The sequence below is a fragment of the Agrobacterium sp. GD03872 genome (assembly GCF_029840625.1).
In the GTDB taxonomy this organism is placed as follows: Bacteria; Pseudomonadota; Alphaproteobacteria; order Rhizobiales; family Rhizobiaceae; genus Agrobacterium; species Agrobacterium fabrum_A.
In genome coordinates, this window is the sequence record NZ_JAOCCY010000002.1 from 203,022 (window position 1) to 223,832 (window position 20,811).

General features: G+C 58.9%; 20 protein-coding genes. 9 read left to right on the forward strand and 11 right to left on the reverse strand.

What is annotated here, in order from left to right:
* Positions 1–126: 126 nt before the first annotated feature.
* Complete coding sequence (rirA, locus tag N5D22_RS04910; RefSeq protein WP_279654654.1) at positions 127–597, reverse strand: iron-responsive transcriptional regulator RirA; 471 nt, start codon at positions 595–597, stop codon at positions 127–129.
* Positions 598–770: 173 nt separating this feature from the next.
* Between rirA and N5D22_RS04915 the strand changes: the two genes are divergently transcribed.
* Entirely contained in the window at positions 771–1,820 is a 1,050-nt protein-coding gene (locus N5D22_RS04915) for a Fe(3+) ABC transporter substrate-binding protein (RefSeq protein ID WP_279654655.1), read from the forward strand.
* Between the two features lie 24 nt (positions 1,821–1,844).
* Here N5D22_RS04915 and N5D22_RS04920 read toward each other — a convergent pair whose 3' ends face one another.
* The 3 genes from N5D22_RS04920 to N5D22_RS04930 form a co-directional block, all read right to left on the reverse strand.
* Complete coding sequence (locus tag N5D22_RS04920) at positions 1,845–2,915, reverse strand: M48 family metallopeptidase (RefSeq protein ID WP_279654656.1); 1,071 nt, start codon at positions 2,913–2,915, stop codon at positions 1,845–1,847.
* Entirely contained in the window at positions 2,905–3,975 is a 1,071-nt protein-coding gene (locus tag N5D22_RS04925; protein ID WP_279654657.1) for a YjgN family protein, read from the reverse strand. The genes N5D22_RS04920 and N5D22_RS04925 overlap by 11 nt, the downstream gene beginning before the upstream one ends.
* Before the next feature lie 226 nt (positions 3,976–4,201).
* Positions 4,202–5,698 carry a CoA-acylating methylmalonate-semialdehyde dehydrogenase gene (locus tag N5D22_RS04930; RefSeq protein ID WP_003524451.1) on the reverse strand — a complete coding sequence of 499 codons (1,497 nt, stop codon included), beginning with the start codon at positions 5,696–5,698 and terminating at the stop codon, positions 4,202–4,204.
* A 106-nt stretch (positions 5,699–5,804) separates the two neighbouring features.
* Here N5D22_RS04930 and N5D22_RS04935 point away from each other — a divergent pair, with 106 nt between their 5' ends.
* The 3 genes from N5D22_RS04935 to N5D22_RS04945 all read left to right on the forward strand — a co-directional run bounded on the left by N5D22_RS04935 (position 5,805) and on the right by N5D22_RS04945 (position 9,125).
* Positions 5,805–6,686: a LysR family transcriptional regulator gene (locus N5D22_RS04935; protein WP_279654658.1), complete on the forward strand. Its 882-nt coding sequence runs from the start codon at positions 5,805–5,807 to the stop codon at positions 6,684–6,686.
* A 113-nt stretch (positions 6,687–6,799) separates the two neighbouring features.
* Positions 6,800–7,726 (forward strand): DMT family transporter, encoded by a 927-nt coding sequence (locus N5D22_RS04940; RefSeq protein ID WP_279654659.1) that lies wholly within the window; start codon positions 6,800–6,802, stop codon positions 7,724–7,726.
* 292 nt (positions 7,727–8,018) lie between these two features.
* Positions 8,019–9,125, forward strand: coding sequence for a DUF475 domain-containing protein (locus N5D22_RS04945; protein ID WP_279654660.1), 1,107 nt, complete (start codon positions 8,019–8,021; stop codon positions 9,123–9,125).
* Between the two features lie 141 nt (positions 9,126–9,266).
* On the opposite strand, the gene N5D22_RS04950 is transcribed toward N5D22_RS04945, so the two are convergent.
* Positions 9,267–9,485, reverse strand: a complete 219-nt coding sequence (locus N5D22_RS04950) for a hypothetical protein (protein ID WP_279654661.1) — start codon at positions 9,483–9,485, stop codon at positions 9,267–9,269.
* 4 nt (positions 9,486–9,489) lie between these two features.
* Between N5D22_RS04950 and N5D22_RS04955 the strand changes: the two genes are divergently transcribed.
* From N5D22_RS04955 to pncB, 4 genes are all read left to right on the forward strand, one after another.
* Positions 9,490–9,834, forward strand: a complete 345-nt coding sequence (locus N5D22_RS04955) for a MarR family winged helix-turn-helix transcriptional regulator (RefSeq protein ID WP_279654663.1) — start codon at positions 9,490–9,492, stop codon at positions 9,832–9,834.
* A gap of 16 nt (positions 9,835–9,850) precedes the next feature.
* Positions 9,851–10,702 (forward strand): NlpC/P60 family protein, encoded by an 852-nt coding sequence (locus tag N5D22_RS04960; protein ID WP_279654664.1) that lies wholly within the window; start codon positions 9,851–9,853, stop codon positions 10,700–10,702.
* 95 nt (positions 10,703–10,797) lie between these two features.
* A complete protein-coding gene (locus tag N5D22_RS04965; RefSeq protein WP_279654665.1) occupies positions 10,798–11,157 on the forward strand; it encodes a hypothetical protein in 360 nt (119 codons plus the stop codon).
* A gap of 209 nt (positions 11,158–11,366) precedes the next feature.
* On the forward strand, positions 11,367–12,671 hold the full coding sequence (gene pncB, locus N5D22_RS04970) for a nicotinate phosphoribosyltransferase (RefSeq protein WP_065654709.1): 1,305 nt from the start codon (positions 11,367–11,369) through the stop codon (positions 12,669–12,671).
* 108 nt (positions 12,672–12,779) lie between these two features.
* On the opposite strand, the gene N5D22_RS04975 is transcribed toward pncB, so the two are convergent.
* Positions 12,780–14,174, reverse strand: a complete 1,395-nt coding sequence (locus tag N5D22_RS04975) for a M17 family metallopeptidase (protein WP_279654666.1) — start codon at positions 14,172–14,174, stop codon at positions 12,780–12,782.
* Positions 14,175–14,317: 143 nt separating this feature from the next.
* Here N5D22_RS04975 and N5D22_RS04980 point away from each other — a divergent pair, with 143 nt between their 5' ends.
* The gene (locus N5D22_RS04980) at positions 14,318–15,142 is read left to right on the forward strand and encodes a tetratricopeptide repeat protein (protein WP_279654667.1); all 825 of its coding nucleotides are present in this window, start codon (positions 14,318–14,320) and stop codon (positions 15,140–15,142) included.
* Positions 15,143–15,225: 83 nt separating this feature from the next.
* Here the strand turns inward: N5D22_RS04980 and N5D22_RS04985 are convergent, their stop codons facing one another.
* The 5 genes from N5D22_RS04985 to N5D22_RS05005 are packed head-to-tail and all read right to left on the reverse strand — an operon-like array spanning position 15,226 to position 20,755.
* Positions 15,226–16,206 carry a type II secretion system F family protein gene (locus tag N5D22_RS04985; RefSeq protein ID WP_279654668.1) on the reverse strand — a complete coding sequence of 327 codons (981 nt, stop codon included), beginning with the start codon at positions 16,204–16,206 and terminating at the stop codon, positions 15,226–15,228.
* Between the two features lie 9 nt (positions 16,207–16,215).
* The gene (locus N5D22_RS04990) at positions 16,216–17,220 is read right to left on the reverse strand and encodes a type II secretion system F family protein (RefSeq protein ID WP_279654669.1); all 1,005 of its coding nucleotides are present in this window, start codon (positions 17,218–17,220) and stop codon (positions 16,216–16,218) included.
* Between the two features lie 15 nt (positions 17,221–17,235).
* Positions 17,236–18,708, reverse strand: coding sequence for a CpaF family protein (locus N5D22_RS04995; RefSeq protein WP_279654670.1), 1,473 nt, complete (start codon positions 18,706–18,708; stop codon positions 17,236–17,238).
* Positions 18,709–18,741: 33 nt separating this feature from the next.
* A complete protein-coding gene (locus N5D22_RS05000; protein ID WP_279654671.1) occupies positions 18,742–20,025 on the reverse strand; it encodes a CpaE family protein in 1,284 nt (427 codons plus the stop codon).
* Between the two features lie 34 nt (positions 20,026–20,059).
* Positions 20,060–20,755 carry a CpaD family pilus assembly protein gene (locus tag N5D22_RS05005; protein ID WP_279654672.1) on the reverse strand — a complete coding sequence of 232 codons (696 nt, stop codon included), beginning with the start codon at positions 20,753–20,755 and terminating at the stop codon, positions 20,060–20,062.
* Positions 20,756–20,811: the final 56 nt, after the last annotated feature.

Here is a 20,811-nt window from a genome sequence, read left to right on the forward strand (position 1 = left end):
ATGCGCCGCTTCGTCTCGCGACGTCAACACGCCGGACGAAAAATATTATATTTCATGTGCGATCTATAAAGAAAAGCCCGTGGCCGGCGGCCGCGGGCTTGGCAATGATCTTGGGCAATGCAACGGTCAGGCAGCCGGAAGTGTGGCAACCTTTGGCATTTCCTTGTCGAGCCCGAGCAGGAAATTGATCTGCGGACGCGCCTTGACGAGATCGTCAATGGAATATTCGGTCAGCACGTCGAAGAAGGCATTCAGCGCCTTGCGAAGCGCCGAATTCAGGCCACAGCTATCCACAAGCGGACATTCCACGGCGCCGTCCTCGAAGCATTCGGCCATGGCGAAGCTGTCTTCGGTCACCTTCACAACGTCGAACAGGCTGATCTTGTCGGCGGGTTTGCCAAGACGCACGCCGCCGTTGCGGCCACGCACGGTTTCCACCAGCCCCGCCTTGTTCAGCGGCTGCAGGATTTTGAACAGGAACAGCTCCGAAACGCCATAGGCCTTGGCGATCTCGGGAATGCGGCTCAGATGGCCTTCATTGGCGGCGCAATACATCAACATGCGAACGGCATAGTTGGTCTGTTTGGTCAAGCGCATGCTGGTCTCCTAACTCTCAATGTGGAGTTATATAGTCTCTTTTTCAGTTTAGAACAATTCCAGAAACTGAAAAAACTGGCACCCATCCGATATTTCTCGAACAGCCTTGTTGACCGTTCTGAGGATTCATGAACAAACAAGTCAAGAATCGGAATGTAATGGAGGCATTCATAATGGCAAGCTTGAAATCATGCTTTTCCGCTGCCGTTTTTTCAGGGCTGACGATCCTTGTCGCCGCACCCGTCGCTCTGGCAGAAGGGGAGGTTAACGTCTATTCCTATCGCCAGCCTGAATTGATCCAGCCACTGCTCGATGCCTTCACCAAGGAAACCGGGATAGAGACAAACGTGCTTTTTCTCGACAAGGGGCTGGTGGAACGCATCCAGGCCGAGGGCGTCAATTCGCCGGCCGATGTGCTGCTGACGGTCGATATCGCCCGTCTCGTCGAGGCGAAGGAGGGTAAGGTTACCCAGCCGGTCCTCAACGATCCCGTCATCGAAAAGGATATCCCCGCCAATCTGCGTGATCCCGAGGGCGAATGGTTCGGTCTCACCACGCGCGGCCGGGTGGTCTATGCGTCGAAGGAGCGGGTGGCCCAGAAGGACATCACCTATGAGGAGCTTGCCGATCCGAAATGGAAGGGCAAGATCTGCATTCGCGACGGCCAGCATTCTTATAATATCGCGCTGATCGCCTCGATGATCGCCCATCACGGCGTCGATTATACCCGCACATGGCTGACCGGCCTGAAGAACAATCTCGCCCGCAAGCCTGACGGAACCGACCGCAGCCAGGCGAAATCGATCTTTTCCGGTGAATGCGATATCGCGCTCGGCAACACCTATTATGTCGGCCTGATGCTGACCAATGATCGCGAGCCGGAAGAAAAGGAATGGGCCGGATCCGTGCGGGTGATCTTCCCCAATGCGGGCGATCGCGGCACACATGTGAATATTTCCGGCATGGCCCTGACGAAATACGCGCCCAACAAGGATAATGCTCTGAAGCTGATGGAATTCCTGGCCTCGCGCGAGGCGCAGGAAATCTACGCCAAGCAGGTCTTCGAATATCCGGTGCTGCCCGGTGCAGAGCCATCCGATGTGGTGAAGGGCTTCGGCCCCATCAATCCGGACAAGTTGCCGCTGACGGATATCGCCGCCCATCGCAAGCAGGCATCCGAACTGGTGGACGAAGTGGGTTTCAACGACGGCCCGACCAACTGACAGTGTTTTTTTGATGCCGGCGGGTCAGTTACCCGCCGGCTTCTTGTCCAGTGCAGCGTTGTAGTCGAGGATAGCCTTGCGCCTTTCCGGCGTTCCGGGATGGGTGGAGACAATGCTGGTGCCGCCCTTGTCGCCCAGTTTCTCTTCCAGCAGCGCAAAGAACCGTTCGATGGCGGTGGGGTCGAGCCCGGCCTTGCGCATCAGTTCGACGGAGCGCTGGTCCGCCTGCCGCTCGGCCTCGCGCGAATGCGAAAGCGCCAGAAGACCGCCGCCCTGGGTGAGAATATCTTCCATGGCCGAACCGACATCGCCGGCAATCAGCATGACGAGACCGGCAACCCCGGCGGCGCGGTAAAGTTGCCGCAGGCTGTGTTCATATTCCACATGGCCGATTTCATGGGCAAGAACCCCGGTGATCATCTGCCTGTCGTCGCCTGCGAGTTCCACCAGTTCGTCCGTCAGTACCAGCGTACCGTCCGGAAGCGCAAAGGCGTTGGGGCCGATATAACCGCCCTTGCGGAAATTCAACTTGTAGTCCTCGGGCGAACCTTCCGCATGGGCGGCAATCCGGGCAAATTCGGCGCGGATAGCGTCCTGCTCTTCCTGCGGTAACTCGCTTGGAGAAAAAACCGCCTGGTCGAAGGCCTGCATGGTGCTGGCCGACATGACCTGCGGAACGATGGGCGGGGTTACGGCGACCGCCAGTTCCACCAGCGCCGGAAGCGCCAGCTTGTAGGTGCCGTAAGCCAGAAAAACGGCTGCGGCGGCGATGCCGATCAGCCGCGGGCGGAACTGTTCGAGCCAGTGCACGAGGCCGGCACGTTTGGTGATGTGCTGGCCAAGCAGCCGGTCCACGCCGTCATTGTCACGGGTTTCGAACAGCGACCCGTCGGGAAAATGCAACTCCCGGGGGATGGCGGCGACCCGATGGCTGATCTCTACCGTTTTTATCTCGGCCTGGGTTCTGACGTGATTGTCCTTCGCGTCGAGCACGAGAAGAACCGTGCCGCCAAGCTTCAGCCTGGCGGCGCTGGAAAGGTTGGAGCGAGCGGCATGCCACTCGCCCGCAACGGTTTCGCCGGTATCAGAAACCAAATTCGAAACCTTCCATATCCATATATTCGGCGCTGACGGCGGCGCCAGTTGCTTCCATCGAGGAGAGCACCTCGCCGACATCGCCATTGAAGCGGATCGCCGTGCGTTCAACGGTATAACGCGCCTCGCGCACCGCCGCCCATGGCCGCATCAGGCCAAGCGTGCAGACGGTGACGATGAGGTTGGAGATGACGATCCACAGGTAGCGGCCGCGATGAAGATCGCTGTGCAGGTCGTGCTTTCCGTCCAGCAGCATGGAGGAAATGACGACGTTGCGAACGCCGGTGCGATAGACGACACCGGCAAGACCATAGACGAGAAATGCACCGAAAAGGCCGACATAGATGGTGGCCAGCGCCGTGGCCATGGCTGCCGTCTCATCTTCGAGCATCGCGCTATTGGCCGCAAAGGCAGCAATGCCGAAAAATCCGACCACGATGCCGCCGATCACCACCATGACCGCGGGAATGATCCAGACCCGGTAGAGCTTGCCGATTTTGGGATCGGCGCTGAAGGGCCGGTCACCATAGCGCAGGTTGCTGAAAATATAGCGGTTCGCCCAGCGGCTGGACAGCGGCGCCAGAATACCCAAGGAGAAGAATGCAACGAGGCTGCCGAGCAGGATGGAGACAAAAGCTCCCCATGCCGTGCCGACAAAATCAAAACGCACATTGCGATAGCTCGTCACCCGCGCATTGAAACGAATGCTGCGCGTGATCAGCCATGGAAAGAAGATCATCAGCAGGATTGCCGGCACAAAAACCAGGAATGGATGGATGAGGCCGACGAGCTGCGAGACGACGATGAAGGCAAAGGCGATCAGCCGGCCCTTGAAGATTTGCCCGCCGGTGGCGTGATAACCGAAGGCGCGACCGGCCAGAACGGTGTTGCCGTTGAAATAACGCTTGCGGCGCACCTTTGCCCAGGCGGAATAGATGCCGATGGTGATGATCGTCAGCAGAATATTGACGATCCAGATTCCGAAATATTCCTTGGCATTTCCGCTGAACGAGCCGCGTTCAAGCGCGCGCTGATCCGCACTCACTGAGATATCACTCATAATAGTCCCTCATGACATGCCCCTCTCCGGGCAGATTGAGTTTGCAGGCTTCCTCGTTATCGTCGGTTTGGCAGCGTCCCCACGCCGCACGGCTCTCTTACGCTATAACAGCTTTAAGTGGAAATATTTTGAAGGAAAAAACTTGATTTTTTTAGTTATCTTTTAATCGAAAAAGCCCCGCCGTGAAAACAGCGAGGCTTTTTGTAATGTAGAGGGCTCTGCCCGTTTACTTCATTGTCGGCATCACGAATTCGGCGCCCGACTTGATACCCGACGGCCAGCGCGAGGTGATCGTCTTGGTCTTTGTCCAGAACTTGATCGAATCCGTCCCGTGCTGGTTGAGGTCGCCGAAGCTCGAAGCTTTCCAGCCGCCGAAGGAGTGATAGGCAAGCGGAACCGGGATCGGAACATTGACGCCGATCATGCCGATATTGACGCGGCTTGCGAAATCACGGGCGGCATCGCCGTCACGGGTGTAGATCGCGACGCCGTTGCCATATTCATGCTTCATCGGCAGTTCCAGCGCGTCTTCGTAGTTCTTGGCGCGAACGACGGAGAGAACGGGTCCGAAGATTTCCGTCTTGTAGATGTCCATGTCAGGGGTCACGTGGTCGAACAGGCAGCCGCCGACGAAATAGCCGTCTTCATAGCCCTGCAGCTTGAAGTCGCGGCCATCGACCAGAAGCTTCGCACCCTGTGCGACGCCGCTGTCGATCAGGCCTTTGACGCGCGTCTGCGCTTCCTTGGTGACGAGCGGACCCATATCGGCCTTGTCGTCGGTATAGGGGCCGATTCTCAGGCTTTCGATCTGCGGAATGAGCTTTTCGACGAGGCGGTTTGCCGTCTCCTCACCAACCGGAACCGCAACGGAAACGGCCATGCAGCGCTCGCCGGCCGAGCCATAACCCGCACCCATCAATGCGTTCACGGCCTGGTCGAGATCGGCGTCGGGCATGATGATCATGTGGTTCTTCGCGCCGCCGAAGCACTGCGCGCGCTTGCCGTTCATGGCGGCTGTGCCGTAGACGTAGCGGGCGATCGGCGTCGAGCCGACGAAGGAGACCGCGCCGATATCGGGATCGGTCAGGATGGCGTCGACGGCGCCCTTGTCACCGTTGACGACGTTCAGGATGCCGGCCGGAAGACCGGCTTCGATCATCAGTTCGGCAAGACGGATCGGCAGCGATGGGTCGCGCTCGGAAGGCTTGAGGATGAAGGCGTTGCCGCAGGCAATTGCCGGCGCAAACATCCACATCGGGATCATGCCGGGGAAGTTGAACGGGGTGATACCCGCGCCGATGCCGACCGGCTGGCGGATCGAATACATATCGATGGCCGGGCCTGCGCCTTCTGTGAACTCACCCTTCTGCAGATGCGGAATGCCGCAGACGAATTCGCAGACTTCGAGGCCGCGGACGATATCGCCCTTGGAATCCTCGACGGTCTTGCCATGCTCGCTGGAAAGCAGCACCGCCAGCTCGTTCATGTCGCGGTTCAGAAGTTCGACGAACTTGAAGAAAACGCGGGCGCGGCGCTGCGGATTGGTGGCGGCCCATTTCGGCTGCGCCGCTTTTGCGCTCTCCACGGCGGCGCGCAGCTCGGCGTCGCTTGCAAGCGCTACAGTCGCCTGAACTTCGCCCGTGGCCGGGTTATAGACATTCGATGTGCGGCCGCTGGTGCCGGGCACATGCTTGCCGTTAATGAAATGACCGATTTCCTTCATGGGTTTTCCTCCAGAATGTGATGGCGCAGCATTACCTTTCGATTTGCACAAATCAATCGCCTGAAATAAGCATCCATTGTGCAAAAATAGACATAAGGAGGGTGCCATGAACTGGGATGATGTGCGTTTGTTTCTAAGCGTGGCGCGAAGCGGCCAGTTTCTTTCGGCGGCCAGAAAGCTTGGCGTCAACCATGCCACCCTCAGCCGGCGCATTTCCGCACTGGAAGCGGCCATCGGCACGCAGCTCTTCCTGCGGAGCACCAATGGCTGCGAGTTGACCGAAGAGGGTCAGCGTCTTCTTGCCGGTGCCGAGCGCATGGAAACCGAAATGCTGAATGCCCAGGCCAATCTCGGCCGGGTCGATACGGCGGTGGCGGGAACGGTGCGCATCGGCGCGCCGGATGGTCTCGGCGTTTCCTTCCTCGCGCCGCGGCTCGGCCGGCTGACGGCGCGTTATCCCGATCTGAAAATCCAGCTCGTGCCGGTGCCGCGCTCTTTCTCCCTGTCGCAGCGTGAGGCCGATATCGCCATCACCATCGAAAGGCCGGAGCAGGGCAGGCTGATGTTTTCAAAGCTCACCGATTATTCGCTGGGTCTATACGCCTCGGCGAATTATCTGGCCGACTACGGAACGCCTGGTGATGTCGAGGCGCTGAAACGCCATCGGCGGATCGGTTACGTGGAGGATCTGATCTTTTCACCCTCGCTGAACTTTACCGGCGAGATCATGCGCGACTGGGACGCGGCCTTCGAAATCTCCAGCGCCACCGGCCAGACGGAGGCCGTGCGTTCCGGCGCAGGTATCGGTATCCTGCATAATTATATCGCCGGCCAATATCCCGAGCTTCTGCGGATCATGCCGCATCTCACCATCAGCCGGTCCTATTGGACGGCCTATCACGAATCCGCCCGTCAACTGGTCCGGGTCCGAACGGTGGTCGATTTTCTCCAGGAACTCGTGGCCGAAGAACGGCGCATCTTCGCCTGATATCCGTATCTCGACATATTAGTACTATTAATTGTGTGGCTACGGCCGTTCCGGGCTTGACAAAGGACGGCAGGTTGGACGACCAATGCAACCATTGGGAGATCGGAACTGACATGTCGACTATGATACGAAAGCTTTCGCCGACGGGCCTCGGCGTGGCCGTCATGCTGCTTGGAATGCTGCTTTTTGCATTGAACGACGCCATGGGTAAATGGCTCGTATCGACCTACAGCCAGGGTCAGGTGATCCTCATCCGCAGCGCCGCAGCGCTTGTCATTCTTGTTCCGATCGTCTGGAGAGCCGGCCTTTCCGGCCTCGTGAAAATCGAGCGGCCCGGCCTTCAGGTGGCGCGCGTCTTCTTTTCCACCGCCGAGCTTTTCTGTTTCTATTTCGCAGTCGCGTCTCTTCCGCTGGCCGACGTCATGACCTATTGGCTTGCGGCGCCGATTTACGTGGCGGCGCTTTCGCCGTTTCTGCTCGGGGAAAAGGTCGGCTGGCGCCGCTGGACGGCCATTGCCATCGGTTTCGTCGGGGTTCTCATCGCGTTGAAACCCAGCTCGGCAAGTCTCACTTCCGCTGCACTCTTTTCCATTCTCGGCAGCGCCGCCTTCGCCTTCATGATGTTGTCCGGCCGCCAGCTGCGCAATACGCCGGATACGGTGCTTGCCTTCTGGCAGATCATCGGCGCCGCGCTTGCGGGCATTGTCGCGGTGGTTCTCACGCCATCGGGCTGGCTGCCGGTGCAGTCCGGTTTCGATCTGGCCTTCCTCGGGCTGCTCGGTGTCGTCGCCATGGCGGCGCATGTGCTGGTCAACCGGGCGCTTAAACTTGCCGATGCCGCCACCGTCGCGCCGCTGCAATATACGCTGCTGCTCTGGGCGGTGATCTTCGGCTGGCTGTTCTTCGGCGATGTGCCGCAGACGAGTATCGTTGTCGGCGCGGGCCTGATTGTTCTTTCCGGCCTTTACATCTTCTTTCGCGAAAATACGCTCAAACGCCGCCGCGAAACCGCCGAAGGGCTGGCTGCGGAGCAGGTTTGATCCATATTGTCCGCCGTGGTCACACTCACGGGACTTGACGAAGGCGTGATCTTCAGGAAGTAAGAAGGGGCCCTGCGATGATTTGTCTCGCTAGGGCAGAGGAAACAAAGGTGCCGGGCCCCTCTGGCGAGAGTTTTACGGCGCTCTCGCGATGTCGGTACCGCCTGCAAAAATTGGCCGGCGGATTAAAAACTATGAAAAACCTGAATGTGCTTCGCGCGCGTGCTTTCTGCGTGCGGCCTGACGCTCCGCGTCGGTCCGTGAACGCCCTCGTTATGGGAGGCGACCGGACATGAGCGCTGCCCAGAAAAATACGCTTACCTACTTCAAGTGGGCTTTTATCGTCACTGTGGTCGGTCTGATCCTCGGCGGTTATCTCGGCTGGGAAATGACCGGAACGGTGGGCGGCACGGCGACGATCTTCTTCATCTGCGTTGTTCTCGCGGTGCTGGAAATCTCGCTCTCCTTCGATAACGCCATCGTTAACGCCAACAAGCTGAAGGATATGACACCGGTCTGGCAGCATCGCTTCCTGACCTGGGGTATCCTGATCGCCGTTTTCGGCATGCGTATCGTCTTCCCGCTGCTCATCGTGGTCGTCGCGGCCAATGTCGGCCCGTGGACGGCAATTGTGATGGCCGCCACGCAGCCGGAACGTTATGCGGAAATCATGCGTGACGCCCATCTGCCGATTGCGGCTTTCGGCGGCACCTTCCTGATGATGGTCGGCCTCAACTTCTTCTTCGACCATGAGAAGGATGTGCACTGGGTGCGTTGGATCGAGGAAAAGGCGGCAATCTATTCCTCTGTCAAGGGCATCGAGATCGCCTTCGTGCTGGTTGTCATGCTGGTCTTTTCCCGCATCATCGGCGCAAGCGACAATCCGGAACTCGGTCCGGTCGCGGCCAACACCTTCTTCCATTCGGCGATCTGGGGTCTTCTGACCTTCCTCTTGGTGGAAGTTGTCGGCGGCATTCTCGATCGCAGCCAGGAAATGCTGGAAGGCGCTGCAAAAGGCGGCTTCGGTGCGTTTCTTTACCTCGAAGTGCTGGATGCCAGCTTCTCCTTCGACGGCGTGATCGGCGCTTTCGCGCTGACGCAGAACCTCTTCATCATCGCCATCGGTCTCGGCATCGGCGCCATGTATGTGCGTTCGATGACCATCATGCTGGTGGAGAAGGGAACGCTGGCCGAATATCGCTACCTGGAACACGGCGCCTTCTATGCGATCCTCATCCTGTCCGTCATCATGTATGTGCAGACCATGGTCCATATACCTGAAGTCATCACCGGCCTTGGCGGCGCGGGCCTGATCGGTATCTCGCTATGGTCGTCGATCCGCTATAACCGGCGACAGGGTGCCGATGCGGTCGAGGCCGCACGCGGCGCGGAGATATGATCCCCGATTGACCTTGCCTTCCGCCGTTATGGCGGAAGGCAGTTTTTAAGCATCGATTCTTTAGTTGCCTGTTTTTAGCGCTTTCCGCTCTTTGCGGAAAATTTGCCCAGAAGGCCGGATTTTCTTTCCAAACACCTGTTTTTATTGCTCTTTGTGCACCGCAATAAAATTGGCACGTTTCTTGCTTGTTATCCCGCAAGTCCAGAGGGGACGTGAAAGCCCGTAAAACGGGCCGATAAACACCGCCGTGCCGCGCAATCTCTCGATCTGCGTCGCGCGGCGGTTCTGTTTGTACGGGTTGGTTCTTGAGTTTTCCGTTCCGTTGAAAGAAAACAGGGGAACAACGACTGGAAGGGTCACCGGCTTGCCTGCACAATTGTCGCCCACGGAGGCCTTGGGGCTCTGGCATCGTGTTTCCACGGCGCAGGTCATTGACGATCAGCCGGATTTGACCTTGCGTCAGACGGCCATCCTGCTGCAGATTTATCTCGTGCCGCCGCCGCATACCGTTCGCGGACTTGCCGCCATGCTGGGAGTTACCAAACCGGTCATCACCCGCGCCCTCGACAGTCTCGGGGCGCTGGAGTTGGTCGACCGGGTTCGGGACGAGCGGGACAGGCGCAATGTGGTGATAAAACGCACGGTAACAGGTGCGCTTTATCTGGAAAAATTCGGCGATCTGATTATTGATCAGGCGCGCAAAATCTAACCCTGGACCTGGAACCATGATGCTCGACCGCCGCCTGAATGTCTTCCGCCCCGATCTGGCCGATGCGAAACTGGAGGGCGTGGTGCAGGCCGAACGTTTCGTCAGCGGATCGCCGGCGCAGATCGCGGTGCCTGTTATTGGCCTGCGGCCGACGCCGGATCTCGCCGCCGGCATCGACACCGAACTTCTGTTTGGTGAAACCGTTCGCGTTTTTGACAGGGCGAGCGGTTGGGCTTGGGTGCAGGCGGATGCGGATGGCTATGCCGGTTACGTACCGGAAACGGCGATCGCCGATGTCGTTGCCGCCACCCACAAAGTGATTGCGCCGCGCACCTTCCTTTATCCCGCCGCTGAATTGCGCAAACCGCCCGTCGCGGCGCTTTCCCTGGGCAGCCTGATCCAGATCGTCGGAGAGGCGGAGACACGGGGCACCCGCTATCTCATGACCGAAAAGGGCGAAGGGATCATCGCCGCCCATTGCCGCCCCGTGGATGCGGCGCTTGAGGAAGATTATGTGGCGGTGGCGCTGCGTTTCATTGAAACCCCCTATCTCTGGGGCGGACGCTCGGGTTTCGGCATCGACTGCTCCGGTCTGGTGCAGCTTTCCATGGCGATGACCGGCCGTCGGGTTCTGCGCGACACTGATATGCAGGTGAAATCGCTCGGCGTGGAAATCGAGCGGGATGAATTGCGGCGCGGCGATCTCGTCTTCTGGAAGGGCCATGTCGGCCTCATGGAAAACGAGGAAACGCTGCTGCATGCCAACGGCCATACGATGAATGTCGCGCGCGAAAATCTCGACGCGGCCATCGAGCGCATTGGCTGGCTTTATGAGAAGCCGACGGCTTTCCGGCGGCTGGAAGGCTGAGAAGGCGGCTTTCACGAAATTGTGCCTGCCCCGCCCTTTGTGCGAAAGCCGCTGAAGGCCTACATCCTTTGAATGATGGTATGGACCGGGCATCGATGAAGACAAGAACGGCGACACGATTGGCGGCAATCCTTGTGGCAACTTTGCTGAGCGCATCGGCTGAGGCGCAGACCGTTTTCCAGAACGGGTTTGCCCCCGCGCCGGATGCCTATGCGAACCTGCCTGGCGTCAAGGATCCGCGCACGCTGCAACCCAAAGTGCGTTACACCTGCCACAGCGCACTTGGCGTGACCGGATATTCGCGCGGCCCCTACCGGAGTGTTTTCGGCAGTCGCGGACTTCCGGTTCAGGGTTACCGCTGCACCGACGAAAATGGCGTTTCCAGTTTCGGCGGTAGAAATCCGGTCTCCAAGGACTGGTATCCCGGCATCAATCCCGTCGACCCGACCTTCTAAGCCGCGCGGCTCAGGCATCGGACCCAAAACCCCATTGCGGTTTTCCAAAAATCGATGCGAGAGCAGGGGCGGGAGGCATTTGCCTGGCCGTCGCTCTGGACTTGTTGTCGCTTTTTCAGATAAATCTTCCGCGTGACAGGTTGATACCTGCCGGGGTGCGGAGTGACATCGGCTATTCTGACCTTTGGCCGATATTGGGGAATGCGAGTATGACGAAGACCGATATAGCCACCCGTGTCCACAATCATACCTGGAAACTAGACCCGATCGTCCGCAGCCTGATCGATACGGATTTCTACAAGCTTTTGATGTTGCAGATGATCTGGAAGCTCTATCCGGAAGTCGATGCGACGTTTTCATTGATCAACCGCACAAAGACGGTGCGGCTGGCGGAAGAGATCGATGAGATGGAGCTGCGCGAACAGCTCGATCATGCGCGCACCCTGCGTCTTTCCAAAAAAGAGAATATCTGGCTTGCGGGTAATACCTTCTATGGCCGCTCACAGATTTTCGAGCCGGAATTCCTCTCCTGGCTTTCGAGCTATCAATTGCCGGAATACGAGCTTTTCAAGCGCGACGGGCAATATGAGCTGAATTTTCATGGCCGCTGGATGGATACGACGCTCTGGGAAATCCCGGCGCTCGCCATCATCAACGAGTTGCGCTCGCGCAGCGCCATGCGCTCGCTCGGTTATTTCACGCTGGATGTGCTCTACGCCCGCGCAAAGGCCAAGATGTGGGAGAAGGTCGAGCGGCTGCGGGAACTGCCGGGCCTGCGTATTTCCGATTTCGGCACCCGCCGCCGCCACAGCTTCCTGTGGCAGCGCTGGTGCGTCGAAGCGCTGAAGGAAGGCATCGGGCCTGCCTTTACCGGTACCAGCAATGTCCTGCTCGCGATGGATTCCGATCTCGAGGCCGTCGGCACCAACGCGCATGAACTGCCGATGGTGGTCGCGGCGCTGGCGCAGACCGATGAGGAACTGGCGGCCGCGCCCTATCAGGTTCTGAAGGACTGGAACCGGCTTTATGGCGGCAACCTGCTGATCGTGTTGCCGGATGCCTTCGGCACGGCGGCGTTCCTGCGCAATGCGCCGGAATGGGTGGCGGACTGGACGGGTTTCCGCCCCGACAGCGCGCCGCCGATCGAAGGCGGGGAAAAGATCATCGAGTGGTGGCAGAAGATGGGCCGCGATCCCCGCAAGAAGATGCTGATCTTCTCCGACGGTCTCGACGTCGACGCTATCATCGACACCTACAGGCACTTTGAAGGCCGGGTTCGCATGAGCTTCGGCTGGGGCACCAACCTCACCAATGATTTTGCCGGCTGTGCGCCAAAAACCATCGCCAGCCTCAAGCCGATCTCCATCGTCTGCAAGGTGAGTGACGCCAATGGCCGGCCGGCTGTGAAGCTCTCGGACAATCCGCAAAAGGCAACCGGCGATCCGGCCGAGGTGGAGCGTTACCTGAAGTTCTTCGGTGAAGAGGACCACAAGGAACAGAAGGTTCTGGTTTAAAGCTTTTCCAGGAAAATTGGAGCCCGGTTCTCCGTCCGGAAATGCTCTAAATTGAAAACGGGCGCTCCGGTTGAGGAAGCGCCCGTGGAAGCCGGACCTATCGGCAGATTATTTCGCGAACTGATGTGCGATGTAATGGAAGAGGGCGCGGATGCCCTGCGCCTCTCCGCCGATCGATGAGTGATGCCGCTCGCTCAGAGACCAGCCGTAAATATCGAAATGCGCCCAGCGCCTGGTATTGGTGACAAAACGCTTCAGGAACAGGGCGGCGGTGATCGATCCGCCCATGCCGCCCGAAGGCGCGTTGGTGATATCGGCCGCGCGTGAGCGGATATCCTTGTCGTAGCCCATGTAGAGCGGCATGCGCCACAGCGGATCGTCCGTATCGATGCTGGCTTCCGCGATATCATGCGCCAGATCCTCATCATCGGTGTAGAAGGGCGGTAGATCCGGGCCGAGCGCGACGCGTGCGGCACCCGTCAGCGTCGCCATGTCGATCATCAGGTCCGGCGCATCTTCGTCCGCATAGGCCAGCGCGTCCGCGAGAACAAGGCGGCCCTCGGCATCGGTATTGTCGATCTGCACCGTCAGCCCCTTGCGGCTGCGGTAGATATCGCCGGGGCGGAAGGCATTGGAGGAGATGGAGTTTTCGACAGCGGGTACGAGAACGCGAAGATCGACCGGCAGTTTCGCATCCATGATCATTAGCGCAAGGCCGAGCACATTGGCCGCACCTCCCATATCCTTCTTCATCAGCGCCATGGAAGCGGCGGGTTTGATATCGAGGCCGCCGGTATCGAAGCAGACGCCCTTGCCGACGAGGGTGAGACGCGGATTGCCCTTCTTGCCCCAGTTCATCTCCAGAAGCCGCGGCGCGCTTTCGCTGGCCCGGCCGACGGCATGGATCAGCGGGAAGTTTTCCTTCAGCAGATCATCGCCGGTGGTGACGTTCACTTTCGCCTTGTAATGGGCGGCAAGCGCGCGAAAGGCTATCTCAAGTTCATCCGGTCCCATATCGTTGGCCGGGACATTGATGAGGTCGCGTGCAAGGAAAACGCCGGCCAGAATGCGCTTGATCTCCCCATCTTCCGCATCCTGCGGAATGAGAAGCTTTGGACCATTGGACTTGCTGGTCCTGTATTTGTCGAAACGATAGCTGCCGAGGCCGAAACCGAGGGCGAGGCGATTGGCCGTCAGCGGGGCGGTTTCGATGTGCCATTCGCCCTCCGGCAGCTCGCGGGCGAGTTTGCCGGTGATGAAGGGAATTTCGGAGGGATTGCCACCGAGGCCGAGAAGCACGCCGCCCAGCGATCCATCGGCGGAAGGAACAAGCAGGACGGCGCCGGCTTCCGCCTTGAAACCCGCCTTTTTCGCCCAGTCCAGAGCGACCGGATCGATCGCGCCCTGTTCGATATGGGCCGGGGTGACGGCAAAAACCGGCAATGTGCTGCCGGCCTTTGAGCTGAAGGGGGTGGGGCGTTCGATGAACTGATAGGGCGCCATGGGTATGCTTCCGTAAATGTCGTGAATCGGTGCGATTAACGCTCTGTTAGGGTTAACAGATTATTGCTTAAGCGAAAGTTGCGTCATGTGAGTCTGTCGTGTGTCGGGCGCAAGATTGATTATTCCTGGGCGGGGGCGCTGCCATGACTGCATTTTCTTTCGACGAGACGGGCCGGACGGGGTTGCTGCGGGGAGCATGTCTTGCCGCATTGGTCCTTGCGGTTTCAGGATGTGCGAGCACCAACAAGCCGGACCGCATGTCCACCGGTTCCATTCCCGCCGCCACGCGCTCTTATGACCACATGAACATGGAGCAGCTCCGGCAGGCGGAAGAGAGCGCCGGCAAAGCCTATGAGCGCAGCCCCAAGGATAAATCGGTCGGCATGAATTATGCCAGCGTGCTGATGATGACCGGCAAGAACACGCAGGCGCTTGCCGTCATGCAGCAGATCGCCATTGCCAATCCGGCCGACCGTGATGTCCTTGCCGCCTATGGCAAGTCGCAGGCGGCGGCCGGCCAGCTGGAACAGGCGCTCTCGACCATTCAGCGCGCACAGACGCCGGACCGGCCCGACTGGCGGCTTTATTCCGCCGAGGGCGCCGTTCTCGATCAGCTTGGACGTTCGAACGAGGCGCGTTCCCGATACAGGCAGGCGCTTGACCTGAAGCCGAATGATCCGAGCGTATTGTCCAATCTCGGCATGTCCTATGTCCTGTCGAGCGATCCGCGCACTGCCGAAACCTATCTGCAGTCGGCTATCGCCCAGCCCGGCGCCGACAGCCGCGTCCGCCAGAACCTTGCGCTGGTGGTAGGTCTTCAGGGTCGCTTTGCCGAAGCCGAGCGCATCGCGGTTCAGGAGCTCTCTGCGCAGCAGGCTCAGGCGAACCTCACTTATCTGCGTGCCATGCTCTCGCAGCAGAACTCCTGGCAGCAACTGGCGAAAAAAGACGGCAAACCGGCTGGTTGATACGCTTTCGGATACGCACCGGCCGGTGCGACCCACAGGCATCATGACGTCCGTTGAGACAAGCTCGCCGACGTGGGTCTTCGTCAGAACGTATCCATGACGCGAAGGCCGGCCGGCCCGAGAATGACGGCGATGAGTACCGGCAGGAAAAACACGATCATCGGCACGGTCAGTTTCGGCGGCAGGGCAGCGGCCTTTTTCTCGGCTTCATTCATTCGTTCATCCCGGCCCTCCTGCGCGAGAACGCGCAAGGCCTGGGCAAGCGGGGTGCCGTACCGCTCCGCCTGAATAAGGGCCTGCACCACGCTTTTGACGCCCTCCAGTTGAGTGCGCATGCCGAAGTTCTCAAGGGCCATGCGTCTGTCCTGCAGGAAGGACAGTTCCGCTGTCGTCAGGATCATTTCTTCCGCCAGCTCAGGTGACTGTTCGCCCATTTCTTCCGCGACGCGGCGCATGGCTGCTTCCATCGATACGCCGGATTCGATGCAGATCAGCATCAGGTCGAGCGCATCCGGCCAAGCCCGCTTGATCGAGGCCTGCCGTTTGGTCATGCGGTTCGAAACATAGATATTGGGGGCGTAAAAGCCGACATAACCAAAAAGAAGCACGGCCATCAGCTGAACGACAAAAGCCTGATCAGCCAGGTTTCCGAGAAGGAAAACCCAGGTGAATGCCCCAGCCAGGAAAATGAACGGCAAGACGAATCGCGCAGCCAGGAATGTATTGAGCGCATTCTGCGAGCGGAAACCGGCAGCGCGCAGCTTGTTCATCGTGTTTTTGTCGGCAAGCGCTTCGCGAAGATTGAATTTTTCGACGATCCGCCGTGCGGATTTATTGTTATTGCCGCGAAGGGAGGTTTTGCCCTCTCGGCTTGCGGTCGCCAGACGCTCACGCTCGCGGCTACGAATGAGTTCCCGCTCCGACGATACAGCTTTCATCCGCTTGGCAAGATCTTTCCGCTCCAGGAAAGGCATGATCAACGTATAGAGGGTCGCGAAGACCGCCAAAGTCACGAGAATGGCGATGATCGTTTGCGGATCCGTCAGGCGGGAAAAGAATGTCATGGCCGCCTCTTAAATATCGAAATTGATCATTTGACGCATGATGAAAATCCCGATGAACATCCACAGTCCAGATGCTCCAAGAATCACGTTTCCACGCATATCCGTGAAAAGAACCGAGAGATAGTTCGGCGATGTGAAGTGTACCAGCAACATTACGATGAAAGGCAATGCGCCGATGATGACGGCAGACGCTTTTGCTTCCATGGACAGGGCGTTTACTTTCGCGCGCATTTTTTTTCGGTCACGCAACACCTTGGAAAGGTTCGACAATGCCTCCGAAAGATTGCCGCCTGCCTGGGCCTGGATATTGATGACAGTGCTGAAGAAGCTGACCTCGAAAAGCGGCATGGTCAGCATCATGCGCTCGATGCCCTGCGGGATTCCGATACCCACCTGCTGCGCGTCGACAACCCGCTGAAACTCCGTTTTCACCGGTTCCTGGCCGTCCGAGGCGATCAGTCGTACCGCGTCGTTCAGCGGCAGACCCGACTTGATCGAGCGGCACATGACATCAAGCGCATTGGGGAACTCCTCGAGGAATTTTTTCTGCCGACGCTTGAGGAGAAACGCCAATACCCAACGCGGCAGGCCCAAAGCCGCGACCGCGGCTATCGGGAGAGCGGTCAATAACGACAGACCATAGATAAGGGCAATGAAAGCGGCACAAGCTGCTGCGCCGACGCTCAGAAGGTGGAATTGTCGAACGGAAATTGCCAGTCCAGCCTGTACGAGTTTGTCGCGCAGGCTGACATTCTTTGCTTTTTTTGCCTTTTCGGTTTGTTTCTTTTCCATATCCCGCAGGCTGTCCTGCATGGATTTGCGGCGCTTGCTGAGTTCCTGGACCCGGTCGCGCGCAGCTTTGATATTTGCGTGATCCGTCTCTGCGGCCTGCACCCGCTTGAAGCGGCTGGTGGTCTTTTTCTCGACCTCTATCTGCTGGAAAAGAAAGGCATAGGCGAGCGCGCCTGCCGAGATGGCGACAAGTACGGCCAGTAACACTATTGTCGAGTCCATGGCAGTCGCTTTCCCTTAGGACGTCTTTTCCATCTCATCGAGCGCTGCCGCCAGACGTTTTTCTTCGCCGTAATAGCGTGCGCGATCCCAGAAATGCGGCTTGCTGATACCGGTCGATACGTGTCTGCCGATCAGCTTGCCCTGGGCATCCTCGCCTTCGATCTCGTACCGCATCAGATCCTGGGTAACGATGACGTCGCCTTCCATGCCGATCACTTCCGTGATCTGTGTTATCCGGCGCGAGCCGTCGCGCAGACGCGCGGCCTGAATGACGACATCGATCGAGCCGGAGATGATTTCGCGCACGGTCTTGGCCGGCAGGGTAAAGCCGCCCATGGCGATCATCGATTCGATACGGCTGAGGCATTCGCGCGGCGTATTGGCGTGCAGCGTTCCCATCGAGCCGTCATGGCCGGTGTTCATGGCCTGGAGCAGGTCAAAAACCTCCGGTCCGCGCACTTCGCCGACGATGATGCGCTCAGGCCGCATGCGCAGGCAGTTCTTGACGAGATCGCGCATGGTGATCTCGCCTTCGCCTTCGATGTTTGGCGGACGCGTTTCGAGCCTCACCACATGCGGCTGCTGCAGCTGCAGTTCGGCGGTATCTTCGCAGGTAATGACACGTTCATCCCTGTCGATGAAGCTCGTCAGGCAGTTAAGAAGCGTCGTCTTGCCCGAGCCGGTACCGCCCGAGATGACGACATTGCAGCGGACACGACCGATGATCTTGAGCAAAGTAGCGCCTTCCGGCGTGATCGCCCCGAAACGCACGAGCTGGTCGAGCGTCAGCTTGTCCCTCTTGAATTTTCGGATTGTCAGCGCCGGGCCGTCGATGGCGAGCGGCGGAGCGATGACGTTGACGCGCGATCCGTCCGGCAGGCGCGCATCGCATATCGGGCTCGACTCATCCACACGGCGGCCCACCTGGCTGACGATGCGCTGGCAGATCGAGAGCAGCTGCGCATTGTCGCGAAAGCGGATATCCGATTCGATGGTCTTGCCGCCGACTTCGATGAAGGTCTGGCCGGAACCGTTGACCATGATATCGGCAATGTCGTCGCGTGCGAGCAGCGGCTCCAGCGGCCCGTAGCCCAGAACGTCGTTGCAGATGTCTTCGAGCAGTTCTTCCTGCTCGGCAATCGACATGGCGAAGTTCTTGATCGTGATGATATCGTTGACGATATCGCGAATTTCCTCGCGCGCGCTTTCCGCGTCGAGCTTGGCGAGCTGCGAAAGATCGATCGTATCGATAAGCGCGGAAAATACCTGGCTCTTGGTATTATAATAATCTTCCGTGCGGGCGCGTTTTCGCTGCGCGGGCGATGGGTTCGCGGCGGGCTGACGCATGACGGGTGACTGGCCAGGCTCAAGAGTGTCAATTGCAAGGGAGCGAGGCTCAGGCGTCGTCGCCACCTGTATGGGCACAGGTGCAACAGGTTCCGGCTTTGTGCTTCTGGCTGGGCCCTCGGGCCCGCGTTTTCCGAACATCGGCGTTTCCGTCTAACGACGCAGGCAGAAGACCTACTTGCGCTTGAGAATATTCTTCAGTTTTTCCAGTCCGCCGCGTCTGCTCTTGCGCAGCACGGTACGGCCTGTGATGGTATGGGCGATTTGCGAGAAGGTTTCCGCAGTCTGGGATTTTTCATCCATCTCGCTGATCATGCGTCCGCTATTGGCGGCATTTCCGAACAATTGTGCGTCGAACGGGATGATCGCAATCGGCTCGATTTCCAGCGGCTCGAGGAAATCCGCCGCCGCGATTTCCGGACGTTTGGGCATGCCGACCTGATTGAGAACGAGATGCGGTAACTTGTCGTTGGGTCTCAGCTTGATCAGTGCATCGAAAAGGTTCTTCGTATTGCGCAGATTGGCGAGATCGGGAACTGCCGTGATGACCACCTCATCCGCTTCCGAAAGAACTGCCCGCGTCCAGTCGCACCATTGGTGGGGAAGATCGAGAACCGCAACGGGGGCGGTGCGCTGCAAAACCTCGAGGATCGGCAGAAAGGACTGGCGATCGAGATCGTAGGTCCTGTCGAGAAGGGACGGTGCCGCCAGAAGCGAAAGATGGTCGGAACATTTTGTCAGGAGACGGTCGAGAAACACCTCGTCCAGCCGCTCCGGCGAGAATACCGCTTCAGCCATGCCCTGGGCAGGATCCTGGTCGAAATCGATATTGGCCGTTCCATAAGCGAGATCCATATCCGCCAGAATGGTTTCCGTGGCGAAAAGGCTCGCAATGCCGAAGGCGCAATTATGCGCGATGGTCGATGAACCCACTCCGCCCTTGGCGCCGATGAAGGCGATGTTGCGGCCCAGGGGCTCTGCTTCCGGGTCGACGAAGATCGTGGCGATAGAAGCCAAGAGATCGGCCATGTTGACCGGTGCGACCAGATATTCTGAAATGCCGTTGCGGATGAGATCGCGGTAAAGCGTTATGTCGTTGTGCCGACCGACGATGATGACACGGGTGGAGGGATCGCAAACCTCCGCCAGGGGTGCTAGATCGTCCAGCAGCGTGGCGGTTGCGCTTGCCGTTTCGAGAATGATGAGATTGGGCGTGGGCGACGCGGAAAACATCGTGGCTGCCGCATTGATATCCCCTTTGGTCACCCGCAGGGTAACCTTGCTCATGCGCCGATCACCGGACAAGGCGTCCATGACGCCCTGCATATTGTCGCTGACGCAGAAGGCGTGGATGGATATGCGGGGCAGCGGACGCAGACGATCCATATCCGAGGCGCGCACCGGCTGCTCGGCCTCTGCACCGGCGTTTGGCTTGATATCGTATTCTACTGCGCTCATCGTCTTTCCTGCCGTGACAAATGTTGGATCCGCATCAATCTGTCGTCGTCGTCGACGACGTCTTGCCGCGATAGGCGTCGATGACGACTGCGCGGCGTTCGGCATCGATCGGGCTCATGCCGCGCGGGCCGACCAGATCCATTGGGTTGGCGATCTGGGCTGCGAGATTGCTCTGGGAGGCGCACCCGAAATTGTACCAGTTCTTGTTGGCGAAGGTATTGTCCGAAAGATCCTCGGGCCATTGGCCGCACTGGCCGGTCATCGCGGTAACGGCGACATAGCTCAGCCGGATGGGGGAGGCGTCGCCATTCGGAGAAGCGGCATAACGTGTCTCCATGATCTTGCCCGACGCCACGCCCGCACCGGAAAGCGTCGAGCGGATCTGTTTCGCCATTCGTGATGCGGCCACTGAATTGGCCGATCCCGACGGTATCTGAATATTGACGATACCCGTCGACATCGACGCATAGTTCTGGGCAAAACCGCGGACATTATCCGCCATCGCGGTGGTCAGCCGGCCGTCGCTGGCCGAAACCGGAATATCCAGCGAATGCTCCGCCTCCGACAGGGTAATCGGATGGCGTGTGCGATAATCGTCGGGAATGGCGTTGGTGGTCATCGGGTCGCGGGCGCAGCCCTGCAACAGGCCGGCGGCGAGCGCGGCAACGACGACAAGGCCGGTCCTTCTTCCAGAACGGTGAGGGAAAAAGGAGGAGCAGGTTTCCTTCATGACGCTTCCCGCCCTGATCGGGCTTGCTGTGAAGAGGAGATTTTGTGCGCGTATCG

Excerpts from the sequence above, each read along its gene's own strand:
- rirA (WP_279654654.1), bottom strand. The coding sequence starts at position 597 with ATGCGCTTGACCAAACAGACCAACTATGCCGTTCGCATGTTGATGTAT.
- N5D22_RS04915 (WP_279654655.1), top strand. The coding sequence starts at position 771 with ATGGCAAGCTTGAAATCATGCTTTTCCGCTGCCGTTTTTTCAGGGCTG.
- N5D22_RS04925 (WP_279654657.1), bottom strand. The coding sequence starts at position 3,975 with ATGAGTGATATCTCAGTGAGTGCGGATCAGCGCGCGCTTGAACGCGGC.
- N5D22_RS04930 (WP_003524451.1), bottom strand. The coding sequence starts at position 5,698 with ATGAAGGAAATCGGTCATTTCATTAACGGCAAGCATGTGCCCGGCACC.
- N5D22_RS04935 (WP_279654658.1), top strand. The coding sequence starts at position 5,805 with ATGAACTGGGATGATGTGCGTTTGTTTCTAAGCGTGGCGCGAAGCGGC.
- N5D22_RS04940 (WP_279654659.1), top strand. The coding sequence starts at position 6,800 with ATGTCGACTATGATACGAAAGCTTTCGCCGACGGGCCTCGGCGTGGCC.
- N5D22_RS04945 (WP_279654660.1), top strand. The coding sequence starts at position 8,019 with ATGAGCGCTGCCCAGAAAAATACGCTTACCTACTTCAAGTGGGCTTTT.
- N5D22_RS04960 (WP_279654664.1), top strand. The coding sequence starts at position 9,851 with ATGATGCTCGACCGCCGCCTGAATGTCTTCCGCCCCGATCTGGCCGAT.
- N5D22_RS04965 (WP_279654665.1), top strand. The coding sequence starts at position 10,798 with ATGAAGACAAGAACGGCGACACGATTGGCGGCAATCCTTGTGGCAACT.
- pncB (WP_065654709.1), top strand. The coding sequence starts at position 11,367 with ATGACGAAGACCGATATAGCCACCCGTGTCCACAATCATACCTGGAAA.
- N5D22_RS04975 (WP_279654666.1), bottom strand. The coding sequence starts at position 14,174 with ATGGCGCCCTATCAGTTCATCGAACGCCCCACCCCCTTCAGCTCAAAG.
- N5D22_RS04980 (WP_279654667.1), top strand. The coding sequence starts at position 14,318 with ATGACTGCATTTTCTTTCGACGAGACGGGCCGGACGGGGTTGCTGCGG.
- N5D22_RS04985 (WP_279654668.1), bottom strand. The coding sequence starts at position 16,206 with ATGACATTCTTTTCCCGCCTGACGGATCCGCAAACGATCATCGCCATT.
- N5D22_RS04990 (WP_279654669.1), bottom strand. The coding sequence starts at position 17,220 with ATGGACTCGACAATAGTGTTACTGGCCGTACTTGTCGCCATCTCGGCA.
- N5D22_RS04995 (WP_279654670.1), bottom strand. The coding sequence starts at position 18,708 with ATGTTCGGAAAACGCGGGCCCGAGGGCCCAGCCAGAAGCACAAAGCCG.
- N5D22_RS05000 (WP_279654671.1), bottom strand. The coding sequence starts at position 20,025 with ATGAGCGCAGTAGAATACGATATCAAGCCAAACGCCGGTGCAGAGGCC.
- N5D22_RS05005 (WP_279654672.1), bottom strand. The coding sequence starts at position 20,755 with ATGAAGGAAACCTGCTCCTCCTTTTTCCCTCACCGTTCTGGAAGAAGG.